This is a genomic window from Frateuria terrea (assembly GCF_900115705.1).
GTDB classification, from domain to species: Bacteria; Pseudomonadota; Gammaproteobacteria; order Xanthomonadales; family Rhodanobacteraceae; genus Frateuria_A; species Frateuria_A terrea.
This window is the reverse complement of record NZ_FOXL01000003.1, coordinates 307773-325864: the sequence shown is the minus strand read 5'-3', so window position 1 is coordinate 325864 and position 18092 is coordinate 307773. Positions and strand designations below refer to the sequence as shown.

Annotated in this window: 18 protein-coding genes; 10 read left to right on the top strand and 8 right to left on the bottom strand. The window is 69.5% G+C overall.

What is annotated here, in order from left to right; genetic code table 11:
• Window positions 1-4 precede the first annotated feature (4 nt).
• Both BMZ38_RS05275 and glmU read left to right on the top strand, forming a co-directional pair.
• Complete coding sequence (locus BMZ38_RS05275) at window positions 5-1087, top strand: DUF748 domain-containing protein (protein ID WP_091335035.1); 1083 nt, start codon at window positions 5-7, stop codon at window positions 1085-1087.
• Window positions 1088-1150: 63 nt separating this feature from the next.
• On the top strand, window positions 1151-2527 hold the full coding sequence (gene glmU, locus BMZ38_RS05270; RefSeq protein WP_091335032.1) for a bifunctional UDP-N-acetylglucosamine diphosphorylase/glucosamine-1-phosphate N-acetyltransferase GlmU: 1377 nt from the start codon (window positions 1151-1153) through the stop codon (window positions 2525-2527).
• A gap of 118 nt (window positions 2528-2645) precedes the next feature.
• Here glmU and BMZ38_RS05265 read toward each other — a convergent pair whose 3' ends face one another.
• A complete protein-coding gene (locus BMZ38_RS05265; protein WP_091335030.1) occupies window positions 2646-3638 on the bottom strand; it encodes a chorismate transformation FkbO/Hyg5 family protein in 993 nt (330 codons plus the stop codon).
• Window positions 3639-3729: 91 nt separating this feature from the next.
• Between BMZ38_RS05265 and BMZ38_RS05260 the strand changes: the two genes are divergently transcribed.
• The 8 genes from BMZ38_RS05260 (at window position 3730) to fabG (ending at window position 10109) form a co-directional block, all read left to right on the top strand.
• Complete coding sequence (locus tag BMZ38_RS05260; protein ID WP_091335028.1) at window positions 3730-3999, top strand: phosphopantetheine-binding protein; 270 nt, start codon at window positions 3730-3732, stop codon at window positions 3997-3999.
• Between the two features lie 85 nt (window positions 4000-4084).
• Complete coding sequence (locus BMZ38_RS05255) at window positions 4085-4789, top strand: COG4648 family protein (protein WP_175483677.1); 705 nt, start codon at window positions 4085-4087, stop codon at window positions 4787-4789.
• Window positions 4786-5088 (top strand): ApeI family dehydratase, encoded by a 303-nt coding sequence (locus BMZ38_RS05250; RefSeq protein WP_091335021.1) that lies wholly within the window; start codon window positions 4786-4788, stop codon window positions 5086-5088. The genes BMZ38_RS05255 and BMZ38_RS05250 overlap by 4 nt, the downstream gene beginning before the upstream one ends.
• Window positions 5085-6038 (top strand): lysophospholipid acyltransferase family protein, encoded by a 954-nt coding sequence (locus tag BMZ38_RS05245; RefSeq protein WP_091335019.1) that lies wholly within the window; start codon window positions 5085-5087, stop codon window positions 6036-6038. The genes BMZ38_RS05250 and BMZ38_RS05245 overlap by 4 nt, the downstream gene beginning before the upstream one ends.
• Entirely contained in the window at window positions 5962-6600 is a 639-nt protein-coding gene (locus BMZ38_RS05240) for a LolA-related protein (protein WP_091335017.1), read from the top strand. Before BMZ38_RS05245 ends, BMZ38_RS05240 begins: the two co-directional genes overlap by 77 nt.
• Window positions 6601-6623: 23 nt before the next feature.
• Complete coding sequence (locus BMZ38_RS05235) at window positions 6624-8951, top strand: MMPL family transporter (protein WP_425431859.1); 2328 nt, start codon at window positions 6624-6626, stop codon at window positions 8949-8951.
• Entirely contained in the window at window positions 8935-9375 is a 441-nt protein-coding gene (locus BMZ38_RS05230) for a hotdog family protein (protein ID WP_091335012.1), read from the top strand. The genes BMZ38_RS05235 and BMZ38_RS05230 overlap by 17 nt, the downstream gene beginning before the upstream one ends.
• Window positions 9372-10109, top strand: a complete 738-nt coding sequence (fabG, locus tag BMZ38_RS05225; RefSeq protein WP_091335010.1) for a 3-oxoacyl-ACP reductase FabG — start codon at window positions 9372-9374, stop codon at window positions 10107-10109. The genes BMZ38_RS05230 and fabG overlap by 4 nt, the downstream gene beginning before the upstream one ends.
• A 67-nt stretch (window positions 10110-10176) precedes the next feature.
• Here fabG and BMZ38_RS05220 read toward each other — a convergent pair whose 3' ends face one another.
• The 7 genes from BMZ38_RS05220 to BMZ38_RS05190 all read right to left on the bottom strand — a co-directional run bounded on the left by BMZ38_RS05220 (window position 10177) and on the right by BMZ38_RS05190 (window position 17927).
• Complete coding sequence (locus BMZ38_RS05220; protein WP_091335007.1) at window positions 10177-12054, bottom strand: M56 family metallopeptidase; 1878 nt, start codon at window positions 12052-12054, stop codon at window positions 10177-10179.
• A gap of 2 nt (window positions 12055-12056) precedes the next feature.
• Window positions 12057-12443, bottom strand: coding sequence for a BlaI/MecI/CopY family transcriptional regulator (locus BMZ38_RS05215; RefSeq protein ID WP_091335004.1), 387 nt, complete (start codon window positions 12441-12443; stop codon window positions 12057-12059).
• A 242-nt stretch (window positions 12444-12685) separates the two neighbouring features.
• On the bottom strand, window positions 12686-13135 hold the full coding sequence (locus tag BMZ38_RS05210) for a nuclear transport factor 2 family protein (protein ID WP_091335002.1): 450 nt from the start codon (window positions 13133-13135) through the stop codon (window positions 12686-12688).
• A 28-nt stretch (window positions 13136-13163) separates the two neighbouring features.
• On the bottom strand, window positions 13164-14030 hold the full coding sequence (locus BMZ38_RS05205) for an AraC family transcriptional regulator (RefSeq protein WP_091334998.1): 867 nt from the start codon (window positions 14028-14030) through the stop codon (window positions 13164-13166).
• 30 nt (window positions 14031-14060) lie between these two features.
• Complete coding sequence (locus BMZ38_RS05200; protein WP_091334996.1) at window positions 14061-15068, bottom strand: ribonucleotide-diphosphate reductase subunit beta; 1008 nt, start codon at window positions 15066-15068, stop codon at window positions 14061-14063.
• A 204-nt stretch (window positions 15069-15272) separates the two neighbouring features.
• The gene (locus BMZ38_RS05195; protein WP_091334994.1) at window positions 15273-15497 is read right to left on the bottom strand and encodes a hypothetical protein; all 225 of its coding nucleotides are present in this window, start codon (window positions 15495-15497) and stop codon (window positions 15273-15275) included.
• Between the two features lie 12 nt (window positions 15498-15509).
• Window positions 15510-17927 carry a ribonucleoside-diphosphate reductase subunit alpha gene (locus tag BMZ38_RS05190; RefSeq protein ID WP_091334991.1) on the bottom strand — a complete coding sequence of 806 codons (2418 nt, stop codon included), beginning with the start codon at window positions 17925-17927 and terminating at the stop codon, window positions 15510-15512.
• Window positions 17928-18092: the final 165 nt, after the last annotated feature.

The window sequence follows — 18092 nt, the reverse complement described above, 5'->3', positions numbered from 1 at the left end:
GCGCATGAAACACGTCGCCCGACGCACGCTGGTCGTCGTGCTGGTCATCGTCGCGCTGCTCGTAGCGGCGCGCGTGGCCCTGCCCTATGTGGTCAAGGACTATCTCAACCGCAAGATGGACCACATGGGCGCGTACCATGGGCACGTCGCCGACGTGGACATCCATCTGTGGCGAGGGGCCTACAGCCTCGCCGACCTGCGCATCGACAAGGTCGAGGGCAAGGTGCCGGTGCCGTTCTTTTCCGCCGCCACGACCGACATTGCGATCAGCTGGCGCGCGCTCACCCACGGCACCGTCCGCGGACGCGTGGAGTTCGACCGCGCCAGCCTCAACTTCGTCGACGGCGGGGACAAGGCCACCGGACAGTCCGGCAAGGGCGTGGACTGGCGACAGCAACTGGAAGGGTTGCTGCCGATCCGCCTGGATGAGGTGACCGTGCACAACAGCCAGGTGACCTTCCACAACTTCGTTTCGCACCCGAAGGTCGACATGAAGATGACCGACGTGGAAGCCACCGCGGTCAACCTGAGCAACGCCGACCGCAGCGAGGGCCGCCGCGTGGCGGACTTCGACGCCACGGCCAAGGTGCTCGGCGATGCGCCGCTGATGGCCAAGGCCAGCTTCGACCCGCTGGACGCGAAGCTGCTCGACTTCACCTTCGTGCTGCGCATCCGCGACATCCAGCTCAAGCGGCTCAATGACCTGGCGCGCGCCTATGCCAAGCTCGACTTCGCCGCAGGGCAAGGCACGTTCGTGATGCAGCTGGAGGCCCACAACGGCGAGCTCAACGGCTATGCCAAGCCGCTGCTGCATGATGTGCAGATCTTCAGCTGGAAGCAGGACGTCGAAGAAGAAGGCAAGAACCCGCTGCAGGTCGCCTGGGAGGCCCTCGCCAACGGTGTCACCTGGCTGTTCAAGAACCACGAGAAGGACCAGTTCGCCACCAAGGTGCCGATCAGCGGGCGCATCGACAACAAGGACATCGGGACCTGGCAGGCGGTCGTCAACGTGTTGCACAACGCCTTCGTGCAGGCGTACACGCCCAAGCTGGAGGATCTCAAACCCGCGCCCGAGAAGAAGCACTGACCAGTCCGCTTCACCTGGGCACTGTTATCCTCCCGGCCATTCCCTGTTGTCGCCCGGTGCCCGATGCCTGCCTCGCCCCTGCACGTCGTGATCCTCGCCGCCGGCGAGGGCAAGCGAATGAAATCGCGCAAGCCGAAGGTACTCATGCCGTTGGCCGGGCGGCCGCTGCTGGCGCACGTCCTGGCGACCGCCCGTGCACTGTCGCCCGCCACCATCCACGTGGTCTACGGCCATGCCGGCGAGCAGGTGCGCACAGCCTTCGGCGCCGATCCGGACATCGACTGGGTCGAACAGGCCGAGCGATTGGGCACCGGCCATGCCCTGGCGCAGGCGCTGGCACACGTTCCCGATGGCGCGCGCGTACTGGTGCTCTACGGCGACGTACCGTTGCTTCGTGCCGAAACGCTCGCGCCGCTGGCCAGCGCCGAGGGTCTCGCCCTGCTGGCCACGGCCTTCGCCGATCCGACCGGCTACGGTCGCGTGTTGCGCGACGCCGGCGGTCGCGTCACCGGCGTGGTGGAGGAAAAGGACGCCGACGCCGCGCAGCGCGCCATCCCTCTGGTCAACACCGGCATCCTGGCTGGCGATGCCGCCACGCTGCGTGGCTGGATCGCGCGGCTCGACCGCAACAACGCCCAGGGCGAGTACTACCTCACCGACGTCTTTGCCATGGCCGCGGCCGAAGGCCGGCCGGCCGTCTGCATCGAATGCGCCGACCCGATCGAGGCAGCCGGCGCCAACAACCCGCTGCAGCTCACCGAGCTGGAGGATCATCATCGTCGCCGTGCGGCACACGAGTTGCTGCTGGCGGGCGTGCGCCTGGCCGATCCGGCGCGGCTGGAGGTACGCGGCCAGGTGCAGGCGGGCATGGACGTGGAGCTGGACATCGACGTGATCCTGGAAGGTCGCGTCACGCTCGGCGACGACGTACGCGTGGGCCCCTTCGTGCGGATGAAGGACGTCGAGCTGGCAGCCGGCACCGTGGTCCTCGCGCACTGCGACCTGGAGGGCGTGGTCACCCACGGCGCCTGCACGATCGGCCCGTTCGCGCGCTTGCGCACCGGCACCGAGCTTGCCCCTGGCGTGCACGTGGGCAATTTCGTCGAGACCAAGCAGGTGCGGCTGGGCGAAGGTAGCAAGGCCAATCACCTCACCTACCTCGGTGATGCGCGCATCGGCGCCGGCGTGAACGTGGGCGCCGGCACCATCACCTGCAACTACGACGGCGTCAACAAGCACCTGACGCAGATCGGCGACGGCGCCTTCATCGGCTCCAACAGTGCGCTGGTGGCGCCGGTGACGATCGGCGCCAACGCCACCATCGGCGCCGGCTCGGTGATCACCAAGCATGCGCCCGATGGCGAGCTCACCCTCGCGCGTGGCCGGCAGCAGACCATTCCCGGCTACAAGCGGCCGACCAGAAAACCCAGGCCCGCGTAGGAACGCATCGGCGCGTGGCCGCACTTCCGGGGTGCGCGCGCGGCGGGCTTCAGCTTCCATCCCTTCAGCCCCCTCCCAGGCGCGGCGAGGGCGGGCTCGAGTCCATCCTGGATGATGCTCAGGCGTAACGCCAGCCGTCGATCTCCACCAGCAGCTCGCTACGGCAGATGTCGCCGTGCAGCAACAGCACCGGCACACCGGGCAGGCGGCGGGTGATGAACTCGCGCACCTGCGCGGCATCGGCCGGATGGCGCACGTAGGCCTTCAGCGGCGACTGCGTGTCGAAGCCGGGGGCGAGCCGGCCGCGCGCCAGCAACGCCTCCAGATTGGTGAAGGTCTCTTCCAGTTGCGCGTGCAGGTCGTCTTCGTGCGCCGAGGCATGGCCGACCACTGCGGCGGTACCGGAGATGGCCAGTGCGTCCTGCGCCGGCAGCAGCATGGCGCGGGCGAAGCTCGGCGGCGTGCGGCCGTATTGGCGCGGGTAGCACCAGGCGCTGACCTGGCGCGGGTTCTCGATCCGCTCGCCAGGCTGGTCGCAGGCCAGCAGGTAAACCTGCAGGCGGCCGGCGGGCCCGTGGTGGCCAATCGCCGTAGCGGCCGGGAAGCCCTCGGCGAAGAACGCACCCATGCCGGTGGCGCGGCCTTCGCAGAACAGCTTGTAGCGCTCGGCGTCACCCTCGCCGCGGTTGATCGCCTCCAGGTAATTCCAGATGCGCAGCACGTGCCGCTCGGCTCGTCCCTCGACCAGCTGGCGCAGCGCCTGGTACGCATGGGTGGCCGCGCCGCCGGGGCCGCCGTGGGCCGCCTCGTCCAGCTCCACCGCGGCAAACAGCCAGCCACCGCCGGCCGCCCAGCGCACGGCGCCGTCGCGCCCGTGGCTGACCTCGGCATCGACCTGCCACAGTTCCAGCGGCGCAGGCGCGTCGAAACTCTCCAGCGCGACGCGCAACCAGCGCGGGTCCTCGCTCGCCGACACGCCGCTGCCGAAACCCAATACCGCCAATGTACCGTGCTCGGCCAATGCCGCCGCCACCTCGCCATTGCGGTAGGCGACCCGCGGCGCGCGGCGCGGCAGCGTCCGGGCCAGCACGTTTTCACAACCCTGCATCATGCACCGCGAACCAGGAGCAACAGGGCCGCTATGTTACACTCCGCGCCTGCTGCCGCCGGGGGGAGGCAACACATGGGGTACGGAATCGCGCATGGCAGAACAGACCGCGGCCCAGCACGAGCTGGCCACCTTGATCGTCCAGAGCCTGAACCTGGAATCGGTCGCGCCCGAACAGATCGAGCCGGACGCACCGCTGTTCGGCGGCGAGCTGGGACTGGATTCGATCGACGCGCTGGAAATCGCCTTGGCGGTGTCCAAGCGCTACGGCTTCCAGTTGCGTTCGGACAACCCGGACAACCGGCGCATCTTTACCAGCCTGGCTACGCTTGCCGCGCACATCGAGCAGCATCGCGCCGCCTGAGCCGGCGCGTGCGCGCCCTCGTGACGCGTTCGTCAATCCGTTGCGCGGACCATCGCCCTTTCCAGCCCTGATGCACGCGCACGTCATGTCCGATCCCCGGCGCCCCGGTGGGCGCCCGCTGCCGCTGTTGCTCGCCTATCCGTTGCTGGCGCTCGCCGGCGCGGTGTGGCATCGGCAATGGCTGTCACTCGCCGCGCTGGCCCTCCTGCTGGGCCTGCTGCTGTGGCCGGCCCTGCGCGCCAGGCGTCCGGGCGCCTGGCTGCTCTGGATGGGCCTGTCCGGCGCCATGGCCTGGCTCGCCGCCCGCGGGCTGGCTGCTCTTGCGCTCGACGCGGTGCCGCTACTGCTGAACCTGCTGCTGGCCTGGGTTTTCGGGCGCACCCTGCACGTCGGCCGGCAACCGCTGGTGGCGCAGTTCATCGAGGCGATCGAGGGGGCACCGCGGCTGTCGATGCCGGGCATCGCCCGCTACGCGCGCCAGCTCACCGCGTTCTGGGCCGTGCTGCTCGCCGTCCAGGCGCTGGTACTGGGCGCGTTGTTGTCCTGCCAGGTTCCGGGCGGCCTGCTGGCGCGACTGGGCGTAGCCTCACCGTGGCCGGTGCCGCAAGACTGGGTGCAGGCCTACGTGCACCTGGGCGCCTACCTGCTGCTGGCGGCGGTGTTCGTCCTGGAATACCTGTTTCGCCGCTGGCACCTGCGGCACCTGCCGCACTTGGGCCTGTATGCCCTGATGCACCGGCTGGCGGTACGCTGGCCCCAACTGATCCGCGGCAGGAACCGCGCACCATGAACGACGGCTACCAGACCACGCTGCGTTTCGCGGACGATCACCCGAGCCTGCCGGGCCACTTCCCGGGGCGCCCGCTGGTCGCCGGCGTGCTGCTGCTCGAACAGGTTGCCGAGGCCTTGCGGGCCTGGCGCGGCGAGCGGCTGGCCTGCGTGCGCGACGCGAAGTTCGTCGCGCCGCTGAAACCGGAGGAGAGCGCCGAATTGCGATTGACGCCAGATGGTGCGCGGGTACGCTTCGAGCTGCGCCGCGACGGCATCCTGCTGGCACGCGGCCTGGTCGAGGGGGCGGCACCGGCATGACCCATCACTGGCAAAGCCGGCCCGAAGGCGGCGGGCGTTTCGCGCTGTGGCTGATACGCAACATCGCGCTGTACGGCGGGCGGCGGTTCGGCCGGCTGTTCCTGTATCCGATTACGCTCTACTTCTTCCTGCGCCGCAGCCCCGAGCGTGCCGCCTCGCGCGCCTACCTGAGCCGTGTGTTCGGCCGCCGTGCCTCCGCCTGGCAGGTGATGCGCCACATCCACTGCTTCGCCGCCACGATCATGGACCGGATCTTCCTGCTGGCCCACGGCGAGAAGAATTTCGAGATCGAAACGGTCGGGCTGGAAATGCTCGACGAACGCCTGGCGCAGGGCCGCGGCGTGCTGCTGTTCGGCTCGCATCAGGGCAGCTTCGAGGCCTTGCGCGCGGTCGGCGCGCGCCGCCCGGAGATGCCGCTGCGCGTGCTGCTGGACAAGCAGAAGACCCCGGCGATGACCGAACTGCTCGAAGCGCTGGCGCCGGAAGTGGGCGCCTGCGTGATCGACGCTTCGCAGGATGGCACCTCGATCACCCTGGCGATCGCCGAGGCGTGCCAGGGCGGCGCGCTGGTGGCGCTGCTGGCCGACCGCGGACGCAGCCATGAGGCACTGCGCTCCGCGCCGTTCCTCGGCCAGAACGCCCCGTTCCCGGTCGGCCCGTGGCTCCTGGCCCATTCGCTGAAGGTGCCGGTCGTGCTGTGCTTCGGGCTGTACATGGGCGGCCGCCGCTATCGCCTGATATTCGAGCCGCTGGCCGACCAGGTCGACATCCCGCGCCATGCCCGCGGACCGGCCCTGGACGCGCTCATCGCCCGTTATGCCCAGCGGCTGGAGCATTACGTCCACGTGGCCCCTTACAACTGGTTCAACTTCTATGATTTCTGGCAGCAAGATCAGCGCGCTCCTGTGCACCCTGGCCCTGAGCTGCTCGGCCAGCGCCTCGGCACCTGATGCCACCGATGCATTGATCGCCGCGCTCGGCCGCCCCGCCCCCGCGCGCACGGCCTTCGCCGAAGCGCGCTTCATGCAGGTGCTCGATCGACCGCTGGTGGTTTCCGGCGAACTGGCCTGGCTGGGCGGCGACACCCTGGAGCGCCACGTACTCAAGCCGCGCGTGGAAACCGCGCGCATCGCCGGCGGCCAGGTCACCCAGCAGCGCGAGGGCAAGGGCGAGCGCAGCTTCTCGCTGGACCGCGCGCCGCAGCTGAAAGTGCTGGTGGACAGCTTCGTGGCGCTGCTCGGTGGCGATGCCAGCCGCTTGCGCAAGGCCTTCGCGATCGCCCGCCGCGGTGATGCAGCGGGCGCCTGGACACTCACCCTGACCCCGCGCGACCTCGACGTGGCACGCACCGTGGCGAGTATCCGCATCGACGGCCAGGGCGGGCAGGCGCGCTGCATGTGGATGCAGGAAGCCGACGGCGACGTGGCCGTCGACCTGCTTGGCGGCCTGGCGGCGAAGATGCCGGCCGAGCCCACCCGCGATACGCTCGCCACGCTCTGCCACGGCGAATGAACAGCGCTCGGCCGGGCATGCCGATGCGTGCGCGCGCCGCGCTGTTGGCCGCATGGCTGCTGGCGCTCGCATTGCTGGGCCTGTGGGTGGTCAAGCACCTGCAGGTCAGTTCCGACCTGCGCAGCTTCATGCCCGCGCCGACCACGCCCGACCAGCGGCTGCTGATGGAGCAGGTGGGCGAGGGTCCTGGCTCGCGCCTGCTGCTGCTGGCGCTCCACGGCCAGGACGAAGCCACGCTGGCGAGCCTGAGCCACGCACTCGCGACGAAGCTCAAGGCCGACCCGCGCTACGCACAGGTGCTCAACGGAAGCTTCGACCTCACCGCGCTCGATCCCCGGCTGCTGCCCTACCGCTACCTGCTCTCGCCCACGCTGGACACGCACGCGCTCGACGCGCCGTTCCTGCGCGACCAGCTCGAACAGCGCCTGGACGAGCTCTCCTCACCGGCGGCCAGCCTGCTCAAGGGCCTGCTCCCGCGCGACCCGACGCTGGAGGTCCTCAAGCTCGCGCAGCGCTGGGCACCGCCGCGTTCGCCGCAGATCCGCGACGGCGTGTGGTTCTCCCCCCAGGGCGAAGCGCTGCTGCTGGTGCAGACGCGTGCGCCCGGTTTCGATCCGGACGCGCAACAGGCAGCCATCGCCGGCATCGAACAGGCGCTGCACACGCTGCCGCACGGTCGCGATGCCAAGCTCATCGTCTCCGGTCCGGGCTATTTCAGCGTGGTCGCCAGCACGCAGACACGCACGCAGGCCGACTGGATCGGCCGCGTCTCGACAGTCGGTTTCATTGCCCTGCTGCTGCTGGCGTACCGCAGCATCGGGTCGCTGCTGCTGGCCGCGTTGCCGGTGGCCAGCGGTGCGCTGGCCGGCATCGCCGCGCTGACGGTGGTCTACCCGCAGGTGCACGGCATCACCCTGGCGTTCGGTTTCACCCTGCTCGGCGTGGCGCAGGAGTATCCGATCCGCATGCTGAGTCACCGCCGCGCCGGCGAGGATGCGGTCGCCAGCGTGCGCGACCTGTGGCCGCTGCTGCTCACCGCGATCGCCTCGGCCTGCATTGCCTATCTGGCCTTTTACGCCTCGGGCGTGAACGGCCTCAAGCAGCTGGCCGTATTCACCATCGTGGGCCTGCTGGCTGCCGGTTTCAGCACGCGCTACCTGCTGCCCTACCTGCTGCCGGCGCGGGTACGCGACGTCGCCGCGCTGCCGTGGCTCAAGCGGTTGCGCAGCGCGGTCGACTCGTTGCCGCGGCCGCGCTGGGTTCCCTGGGCCGTGGCTCTGGTGATCGTGGCGATGCTGGCGCTGGCGCGCGGTCCGTTCTGGCAGAACGACCTGGCGGCATTGACCCCGCTGCCGACCGAGCTGCTGCAGCGCGATGCACGCCTGCGTGCGGCGCTGGGCGCGCCGGACGTGCGCTATCTGTTCATCCTGGAAGCGGCCACGCCCGAGGCGGTGCTCGCCCTGTCGGAGCGGCTGGAGCCGAAGGTGGATGCGCTGGTCGCCCGGCATGCGGTCGATGCGATCGAACTGCCCTCGCGCTACCTGCCCAGTGCCGCGACGCAGCGCGCACGCCAGCAGAAGCTGCCCGATCGCGCGACGCTGGACGGTGCGCTTGCCAAGGCCACCGACGGACTGCCATTCCGCCGCGACCTGTTCGCACCGTTCGTGGCCGACGTGGAAACCGCGCGCGGGCTGCCGCCGCTGACGCCGCAGGCGTTCGCGGCCAGCCCGCTGGGGCAGCGCCTGGCTGCGATGCTGGTCGAGCGCGACGGCCGCTGGCTGGGGTTGGGCACGGTCAGCGGCGTGCATGATGCAGCGGCCCTCGCGGCGCTGTCCCGCGACAGTGGCGGCGCGGTGCGCGTGCTGGACCTCAAGGCCGCCGCGGAATCGCTGGTGATCGCCTACCGCACGCGCATCCTGCAGGCGTTGCTGGCCGCCACCTTGCTGCTGGTGCTGACCATCAGCCTGGCCCTGCGCAGCCTGCGCCGCGCCTGGCACGTGCTGGCGCCGATGACCCTGGCCACGTTCCTCGTGCTGGCAGTCGAGCGGGTGGCGGGCGTGGAGATCTCGCTGTTCCACCTGGTCGCGCTGATTCTGGCCGGCGGACTGGGCCTGCACTACGCGCTGTTCTTCGAGCGCGATACCGGCGATGCGGCGGAGCAGCGGCGCACGCTGCACGCCACGCTGGTTTGCGTGCTGTCGGCGTTGCTGGTGTTCGGCATGCTGGCCTGGGCGACCATTCCCGTGCTGCGCGCGATCGGGCTTACCGTGAGCCTGGGCGTGGCGTTCCACTTCTGCCTTTCCATCCTGATGGCACCGCACGCACAGGCCGACCATGCTGCCGAAGAGTGACTGGTCCCATCTGATCCCGCATGCCGGCGGCATGTGCCTGCTCGATGCGGTGCTGGCCTGGGATGCGGATACCCTCCACGCCACCAGCGACAGCCACCTGCGGCCCGACCATCCGCTGCGAAGTCCGCAAGGACTGCATGCGGTGCACCTGGCCGAATACGGTGCGCAGGCGATGGCCGTGCATGGTGCCCTGCGGGCACGCGCACGCGGCGTCGAGACCGCGCGGCCGGGGATGCTGGTGAGCCTGCGCGACGTCGCGCTGCTGGTCGAATACGTTCCGACCGCTGGACGCCTGGACGTCCACGCGCAATGCCTCTACGCCGACGATGCGGGTGCGCAGTACGCCTTCCGCGTCGAGCACGGCGACCGGCTGCTGGCCAGTGGCCGAGCCGCAGTGATCCATCCCCAGGGAGCCTTGCCATGAGCACGAACCCCTCGCCCCGTCGTGCGCTGGTCTGCGGCGGCAGCGGCGATCTTGGTGGCGCGATCTGCCACGCGCTGGCCGCCGCGGGCTACCAGGTGATCGTGCACGCCAACCGCGCGCCGGAGCGTGCGGAAGCCGTCGTTGCGGCGATCCGCGAGGCCGGCGGACAGGCCCAGGCGGTTGCCTTCGATGTCACTGACGCCGGCGCGACACAGGCCGCGCTGGAGCGCCTGCTCGCCGACGGTGCGATCCATGCCGTGGTCAGCAACGCCGGTGTGCACGACGACGCACCGATGGCCGGCATGCGCGTCGAGCAGTGGCGGCGGGTGATCGACATTTCACTCCATGGCTTCTTCAACGTCGTGCAACCGTTGCTACTGCCGATGGCGCGCGCCCGCTATGGCCGTGTCGTGGCCGTGGGCTCGGTGGCCGGCCAGCTGGGCAACCGCGGCCAGGCAAACTACGCAGCGGCCAAGGCCGGGCTGCACGGCGCGGTCAAATCGCTGGCGCGCGAGATGGCCTCGCGCGGGATCACCGCCAACGTGGTCGCGCCCGGCGTGATCGAGGGCCGCATGATCGGCGAGAACTTTCCGCCCGAGCGCATCCGCGAGATGGTGCCGGCGCAGCGCGCGGGGAAGCCGGAGGAGGTCGCGGCACTGGTCGCCTTCCTTTGCTCCGACGCCGCCGGCTATATCAATGGCCAGGTGATCGGCATCAACGGCGGCATGGTCTGAAGGAAAAAGGCGCCGCATCGCTGCGGCGCCTGTGCACGTGGGTGCGCGTCGAGTGACGCGGATGGTCTCAGCTTGCGCGGACCGGCTGCGCCTTGCCGCTGCGGATGGCCTCTTCCAGCAACTGCTGCATCTGCTGCTCGGCCTTGCGGCTGACGTCCTGCTGGCGTTGCGAGAGCGTCTGCTGCTGTCGTTGGAAGGCCGCCTGCTGGGCTTCAAGCTCATGTTGCTGCGCGGCGATCTCCTTCTGGACGGCGGCGCGCCTCTGCTCCAGCCTGGCTTGCCGCTGCTCGATGGATTGCCGGCGCGATTCGCGGGCCCGTTCAGCCGCCTCGTCCGAGCCCGTACCGACTTCCACCGCCTGTGCTGCCAGCTCGGCCGCTTCGCCGGCGAGTTCCGCCTGTTCGCGTGCGAAGGCCGCGTCGCGCGCGGCGAGCCCGGCCTGCCGGCCGGCGAGCCGTCCCTGCTCTCCAGCAAGCCGCCCCTGTTCGGTCGCCATATCGGTCACCGGCGCATAGATCGTCTTGGCGCGCGCGACCAGCGCCTCGTCGTGCACGACATACGTCTTGTCGGCATGCCGGAACCAGACCAGCGGCTTGTCGCCGTCCCGCAGCCGGCGCGCCGCCGACACGTCGGCATCGTTGCCGTTGATGATCGTGGTGTCGCCGTCGAAGATGGCCAGTCCGCTGCGCGCATCCGGATCGGTATCGACGTGCACGTGGTGGCCGGGGAAACCCGTCAGCACCGGGGGCGGCGGCGGTGCAGGAGGAGCCGGCGGCGGGGGCGGGGGGGGCGCCGGAGGAGCCGGTGGCGGCGGCGGGATGCGATGGGCTACCCCGGTTGCCGGCTGCGCAGCAGGCGCCGGCAATGCGGCGGGCGCGGGGCTCGGGGCAGGAGCGGGCGCCGGCGTGGCCTGGGCGTGGCTCGCGGGAGCCGTCGCAATGCCGGCGGTCACGCGGTAGGGCAGCACGCCCGCCGTTGCGATCGCGACGAGCAGCAGCCAGCCGCGGCTGCGGCGGGAAGTGGCCTCGATGTGCTGCAACATGGTCAGTCGCCTCTTGAGGTTGTGGAACGTGGGGGAAGCCCCGGCCAGGCTGGAGGGGAGCGGTGTGGCCACGCCCAGCCGCAGCAGCAGGCGGCCATAGGCCTGCGGTTCGCCGCCGGTGCAGGCCAGTGCCCGGGCGTCGCAGGCGGCCTCGCGGCTGAGCGCGTATTCGCGCATCGCCCAGGCCACCAGCGGGTGGAAGAAGAACAGCCGCTGCGCCAGCGCCGGAACCCAGCCCAGCCACAGGTCGCCACGGCGCAGGTGCGCCAGTTCGTGGGCGATGGCCATGGCGGTCTCCTCGTCGGAGAGGTGCGCGTGGGCAGGAAACAGCACCAGCGGGTGCCAGGCGCCGAGCACCTGGGGCGAAGCGATTGCGGACGAAAAGGCGAGCCTCGGCACACGACGCAGACCCAGCTGCCGTGCCTGGACCTGGCAGGCCGCCTGCCAGTCCGGCGGTGCCGGTCGGGCAGCATGGCGAGCCTGCGCGGCGCGCCACGCCTGCCGCGCGACCAGTGCCAGTTGCAGCAGTACGCCGCCCAGCCAGAGCGCCAACAGCAGCTGCAACCAGGGAAACGCCGTTGCGGCGGGCGTGGTGATCGGGGTTGCCGGGGTCGGCGCGCTCCGCGTGACCAAGGGCAGCGTCATGACCGGCGCCGGCGGTGCCACCGAGATCGCCGCCGTGGTGGGAGCGGGCAACCAACGCAACTGCAGCGGGTCGTGCCAGGCCAGGCCCAGCACCAGCTGAGCGCCGACCAGCCACCACAACGCGCACCGGGTCGCCGCCGGCAAGCGTGGCAGCAGGCGACAGGCCAGCGCCACCGTGCCGATCAGCAGGCAGGCCTGCGCCGAGGTCCACAGCAGGCGCGACGACAGCACATCCAGCAACGCGGCGGGCGTGGCCATGGTCAGGACTCTTTGCGGCGCGATTGCAGCTGGGCGACCAGTGCCTCGAGTTCGGCCAGCTCGGCGTCACTGACCTCGGCACGTTCGGACAGATACGCCACGAACGGCGAAACCGAGCCGCTCAGGGTTTTTTCCACGAAGCTGCCGACCGCATGGCGCATGGCTTCGCCCGGGGCGGTGACCGGGCTGTAGCGGTATACGCCGCCGGCCTGCCGGCGCTTGAGGTAACCCTTGCCGCGCAGGCGCTCCATCATGGTCAGCACGGTCGAGCGGGCCAGGCCGCGCGCCTCGCCGAAACCGGCGGCGACCTCGCCTACCGATGCGGGCGCGTGCTCGGCCAGGTAGTGGAGCAGAGCGAGTTCCTGGTCACCAATGGAGGGGCGGGGCATGGCGGCTTCCTGACTACAGCTGTAGTCAAGCTAGCGATGACTACAGCTGTAGTCAATAGGCCGGCCGTCACATGGGCATGGCTCCCCCACCCCTGCGGAAAGAGGGCTGAGGGGACAAGGCTGGCGGGGAAAGTCAGGCGTGGCGGGGAATTGTCGGGAAAAGCGCCGTCATGCCATGGATTCCTGCGGGACCGGCCCTCTCAGCGCGGGCCTCCCGCCGGCGCGGAGAGGGAGCCGTTGAATTACGGCGAGGGGGCGCGGGTCGCCTCGGTGAAGACCACCTGCCAGCGTCCATCGCGCTCGGCCCAGATGTCGGCGAAGCGCAGCCGCACCTTGTACGGCTTGCCCTCGCTGATGCCCTCTAGCGTGACCGCGCCGCCGAGCACGGCGCCACCCGGCCAGTGGCGAACCACCTCGTCCTCCACCGTGAACGGCTTCATCGAGGTGCCGGGCGCGGTGTAGTCGCGAATGAAGGCGGCCTTGTCCTCGACCAGGCCGCGGCTGTTGAACAGCACGTAGTCGTCGGCGAGCAAATGCGCGAGCGCCACGCCGTCGCCCTGCATCTGGGCACGATCGAACGCGGCGACGGCTTTGGCTAGCGCCGGCGGCAGCATGGCGTGCGGCGCGGTGGCATGGACGTCGAGGGCATGGAAGGCGACGGCAAGGGCGAGCAGGGCGGTGGCTGATTTCATGACGTCCTCCGTTGGGGCGCCTTGCACGCTAGCGAGAGGACTGCTGCGCCGCTATCAAAAACCTGCCCATGCGCGCGGCTGTGGCGGCGCGGAGACGCTCCCGTGCCACCGCGGGCGTGAGCCCGACATGCCGGCGGAAGGCCGCGCCGAAATGGCTGTGGTGGCTGAAGCCCAGTTCGCAGGCGAGCGCAGCGAGATCTTCCGTGCCGGCGGCGAGCCGTTCCAAGGCGAGCGCCAGGCGCAGCCGTGTGCGGTAGTCGGTGAGGGACAGGCCGAAGGCGCGGCGAAACACCCGCGCCAGATGGAAAGGGGAGCAGCCCAGGCGCGCCGCCAGCACCGCAAGGCCCGCATCGTCGGCGGGATTGGCGAGCAACGCCTCCCGGGCGCGTCCGGCCAGGCGCCGCGCGGCAACCGAAAGCGTTGCCTCGGGAAGCGCGGCACGGTGCAGGATGCCGTGGCAAAGCGAGCTGGCCGCTTCCTCCGTTGCCAGTGGGTCGGCGCCACGGCTCACCAGCGCAGCGTGCAGCGCGCGATGTGCGTATTGCTCGGCCGGGCTGACCATCCGCGCGGCATCGGCCGTGTCGCACAGGCGGCGGCCGAACAGTTCTTCCTCGTGCTCCGGCGCCAGCTCGAAGCAGGTGCAGGCATCGCCGCCGTCGAACGGATGCGAGATGCGGTAACTGTCGCCGGCGCGGTAGAGCAGTGCGGTGGCCGGGTCGCCCACGTACATCGTGTTGCGCAGGTGGTAGCCAAAGCCGCCGCGGCGCAGCAGCGCCAGATGGGTACGCTCATCGCCGCGCTCGCAGCTGCAGCCGCCGCGCGGGTGCCGGCATTCGACGCCGGTGATCCGCAGCAGCGGGCTGTCGAACAGCACGGTGGCGTCGGCCAGGCTCATCGGTTACTCGCGACGGGGGCGGTCAGCGTCTCAGAACGCGATGTCGAACGCCACCTCGCCCTGGACGCCGACCTGGTAGGCCGACACGCGCCGCTCGAAAAAGTTGGTGATCTCCTGCACGTCCTGCAGGTCCATGAAGTCGAACGGGTTGGAGGCGCCATACTTCTTCGGCAGCTCCAGCTGAGCCAGGCGTTGGTCGGCGCAGTATTGGAGGTACTGGCGCATGTCCTTCACCGACAACCCCGCCACGCCGCCGGAGAGCACGTCCTGCGCGAATTGCGTCTCGCAGGCGATCGCCTCGTCCAGCATCTGCCCCACCTGAGCGTGCAGCGCGTCGTCGAACAATTCGGGTTCCTCGGCGCGGACCGTGCGCACCACTTCGAAGGCGAACGCCATGTGCCCGCTCTCGTCGCGGAACACCCAGTTGGTGCCCGAGGCCAGGCCGTGCAACAGGCCGCGTGAGCGCAGGTAGTAGACGTAGGCGAAGGCGGCATAGAAGAACAGGCCCTCGATGCAGGCGGCGAAGCAGATCAGGTTGAGCAGGAACTGCCGCCGTTGCTCGCGGTTCCCCAGGTGGCGCAGGTGCTGGATCGAGTCGATCCACTTGAAACAGAACTCGCCCTTCGCGCGGATCGACGGAATCGCCTCGATCGCGACGAACGCCTTGTGCCGCTCACCCGGATCGGGGATGTAGGTGTCCAGCAGGGTCAGGTAGAACTGCACGTGCAGCGCTTCCTCGTAGAGCTGGCGCGAGAGGTACATGCGCGCTTCGGGCGCGTTGACGTGCTGGTAGAGGTTGAGCACCAGGTTGTTGGCCACGATAGTGTCGCCGGTGGCGAAGAAGGCGACCAGGCGCTGGATCAGGTGGCGCTCGGCGGGGCTCATCTTGTCGTTGAGGTCGTTGAGGTCGGGCGTGAAGTCGACCTCGTCCACCGTCCAGGTGTTGCGGATGGCGGCGCGGTACATCTCGTAGAAAGCCGGATAGCGCATCGGGCGCAGGGTGAGGGCGTAGCCGGGGTCGAGCAGTTGGCTTGTCATCAGGTGGGCCTTGGGTATGCGTGTTCCTTCTCCTCAGGGAGAAGGTGCCCCGCCGGGGCGGATCAGGGTGTAGGCATCGTGCGTGGATGCCGAGGCGGGCCGCCTTTCGATTTCGGCGATTTGTGCCTACGCTCGGGGTGAACGGATTCCTGGCAAGGGTCGCACCCTCCCCCCAAGCCCTCTCCCGGTGGGAGAGGGCGTCTTTCAAGCCTCGCGGTCGTAGTCGTCATGGACGAACTTGCTGATGTAGGTCGCCAGGCCCTCGCCGGCCTGCGCGAGGATCTGCATGTTCCGCACATGCTCGGCTCCCGCGCGGGCCGCGGAATACCTGTAGTCCGCGCCGTTGACGAACCAGACGCGAATCCAGTCCGCGCCGAGTTCGTAAGCGGTGACGCCCGAATGGCTGTCCAGGTGGCGATAAGGCTGCATGCGCGTGTCCCGTCACTGGCAGGCCTCGCAATACTCCGGGTTCTCCAGTGAACAAAACACCGCGGCGCTTGCCTGGCTCTGCTCGGGCACGGCGGCGACCGTGGTCTTGGCGATCTTCGTCGCCGGCCGCGAGCGCAGGTAGTACGTGGTCTTGATGCCCGCCTTCCACGCGTACATGTACATCGAGGAAAGCTGCCCGATGTTCGGGTTCTCCATGAACAGGTTGAGCGACTGGCTCTGGTCGATGTATGCGCCGCGCGCGGCGGCGAGGTCGATCAGCGCCCTCTGCGGAAGTTCCCATACGGTGCGGTAGACCTGGCGCAGGCGTTCGGGGATCGCGCCGATGCCCTGGATGGAGCCTTCCGCCAGCTTGATCGCATCGCGTATCTCGGCCGTCCACAGGCCCAGCGTCTTGAGCTCCTCGATCAGATAGCGGTTGACCACGAGGAAGTCGCCCGAGAGCGTCTCGCGCTTGAACAGGTTCGATACCTGCGGCTCGATGCATTCGTAGCAGCCGGCGATCGAGGCGATGGTCGCGGTGGGGGCGATGGCAATCAGCAGCGAGTTGCGCAGGCCGTCGGTCCTGATGCGTTCGCGCAGGGCGCCCCAGCGCGCCTGGTCGTGCGCTTCGGCCTGCGGCCAGTAATCGAACTGCAGCTCGCCGCGCGCCGCGCGGGTCTGCGCAAAGCCCGGGTGCGCGCCCGCCCGTCCGGCCAGTTCGCAGGACTGCTCCAGCGCGTGGAAGTAGATCTCTTCGGCGATCCGCGTGGACAACGCCAATGCCTCCGCCGAGTCGAACGGCAGGCGCAATTGGAAGAACACGTCCTGCAGGCCCATCACGCCCAGTCCCACCGGCCGCCACTTGCGATTGGCCGCGCGCGCCGTGGCGATGGGGTAGAAGTTGAGGTCGATGACGCGGTCGAGCTGGCGTACCGCCGTGCGCACGGTGGCCGCGAGCTTGGCGAAGTCGAAGGCGCCGTCCGCCACGTGCCGCGCCAGGTTGATCGAGCCCAGGTTGCACACGGCCGTCTCGTCGGCAGAGGTCACCTCCAGGATCTCGGTGCACAGGTTGGACAGGTGGATCACGTTGCCCGGCTCGGCGGTCTGGTTGCCGGTGGCGTTGCAGCGGTCCTTGAAGGTCATCCAGCCGTTGCCGGTCTGCGCCAGCGTGCGCAGCATGCGTGCATAGAGTTCGCGCGCCTTGACCCTCTTCACCGCCAGGCCAGCGGCTTCCGCCCCTCGGTAGGCATGCTCGAAGGCCACGCCCCACAGGTCGACCAGCTGCGGCACGGCTTTCGGGTCGAACAGCGACCAGTCGCCGTCGGCCTCCACGCGGCGCATGAACTCGTCGGGGATCCAGTTGGCGAGGTTGAGGTTGTGCGTGCGCCGCGCCTCGTCGCCGGTGTTGTCGCGCAATTCCAGGAACTCCTCGACGTCCGCGTGCCACGGTTCGACGTAGACGCACGCCGCACCCTTGCGCTTGCCGCCCTGGTTGACCGCGGCGACCGAAGCGTCAAGCGTCTTCAGCCACGGCACCAGCCCATTGGAATGGCCGTTGGTGCCGCGGATCAGCGAGCCGCGCGAGCGCACGCGGGTGAACGAAAGGCCGATGCCGCCGGCGAACTTGGAAAGCTTGGCGACATCCGCGTATGTGTCGTAAATCGCTTCCAGCGAATCGGCCGGCGAATCGAGCAGGAAGCAGGACGACAGCTGCTCGTGCGCGGTGCCGGCGTTGAACAACGTCGGCGAGCTGGCGATATATTCCAGCGCCGAGAACAGGCGGTAGAGCTGCAGCGTCTCGCCGACATCGTTGTCGCCAAGCGCGCAAGCGATGCGCATGAAGAAATGCTGCGGCGTCTCGATCACCGTGCGCGCCTGCGGATGGCGCAGCAGGTAGCGGTCGTACACCGTGCGCAGGCCGAAGTATTCGAAGCGGCGCGTGGCCAGAGGGTCGATCGCGTCGTTCAACTTGCGCGCGTGCGCGGCGACGAAATCGCGCAGGCGTGCGTTGAGCAGTCCAAGCTCGGCGCCGCGCGCGATCGATTGGGAGAAGCTCTGGATCTCCTGCCCGCGCACTTCCTTGTCGATGTAGGCGCCGAGCAGGCGCGCGGCGAGCTGGCCGTACTCAGGTTCCTCGGCGGTCAGTGCGGCAGCCGTGCGGATCGAGAGCTGGTCCAGCTCCGCCGTGCTCGCACCGTCGTACAGGCCGCCGATGGTCTTCAACGCCACGCGCAACGGATCGACTGCGTGCAGGCCATCGGCATTGCGCGTCACCGCGCGCACGATCTTGTTGACGTCGACGCTTTCGGTGGCGCCGTTGCGCTTGGTCACGCGCATCTGCGCGGGGCTGTGCGGCGAGGTCAGCGCGAAGCCGTCGTCGGCGCATGCGGCGGGCGTGCCTTCGCGGGCGGGGGTGTCGAGGGTGTCCATGCGGATCTCCGGAAAGGAAGCCGCCGCGCCGATACGGAGGAGAACGCAGCGACGCGACGGTTCCGAAAACATCAAACGCCTGCTCCCGCGCGCAGGGCCTGAGGGTTCGCTTGCCACGGAACATGCGCATCACGCGGACGAAGATTGCCCGCATGCAACGCGCCT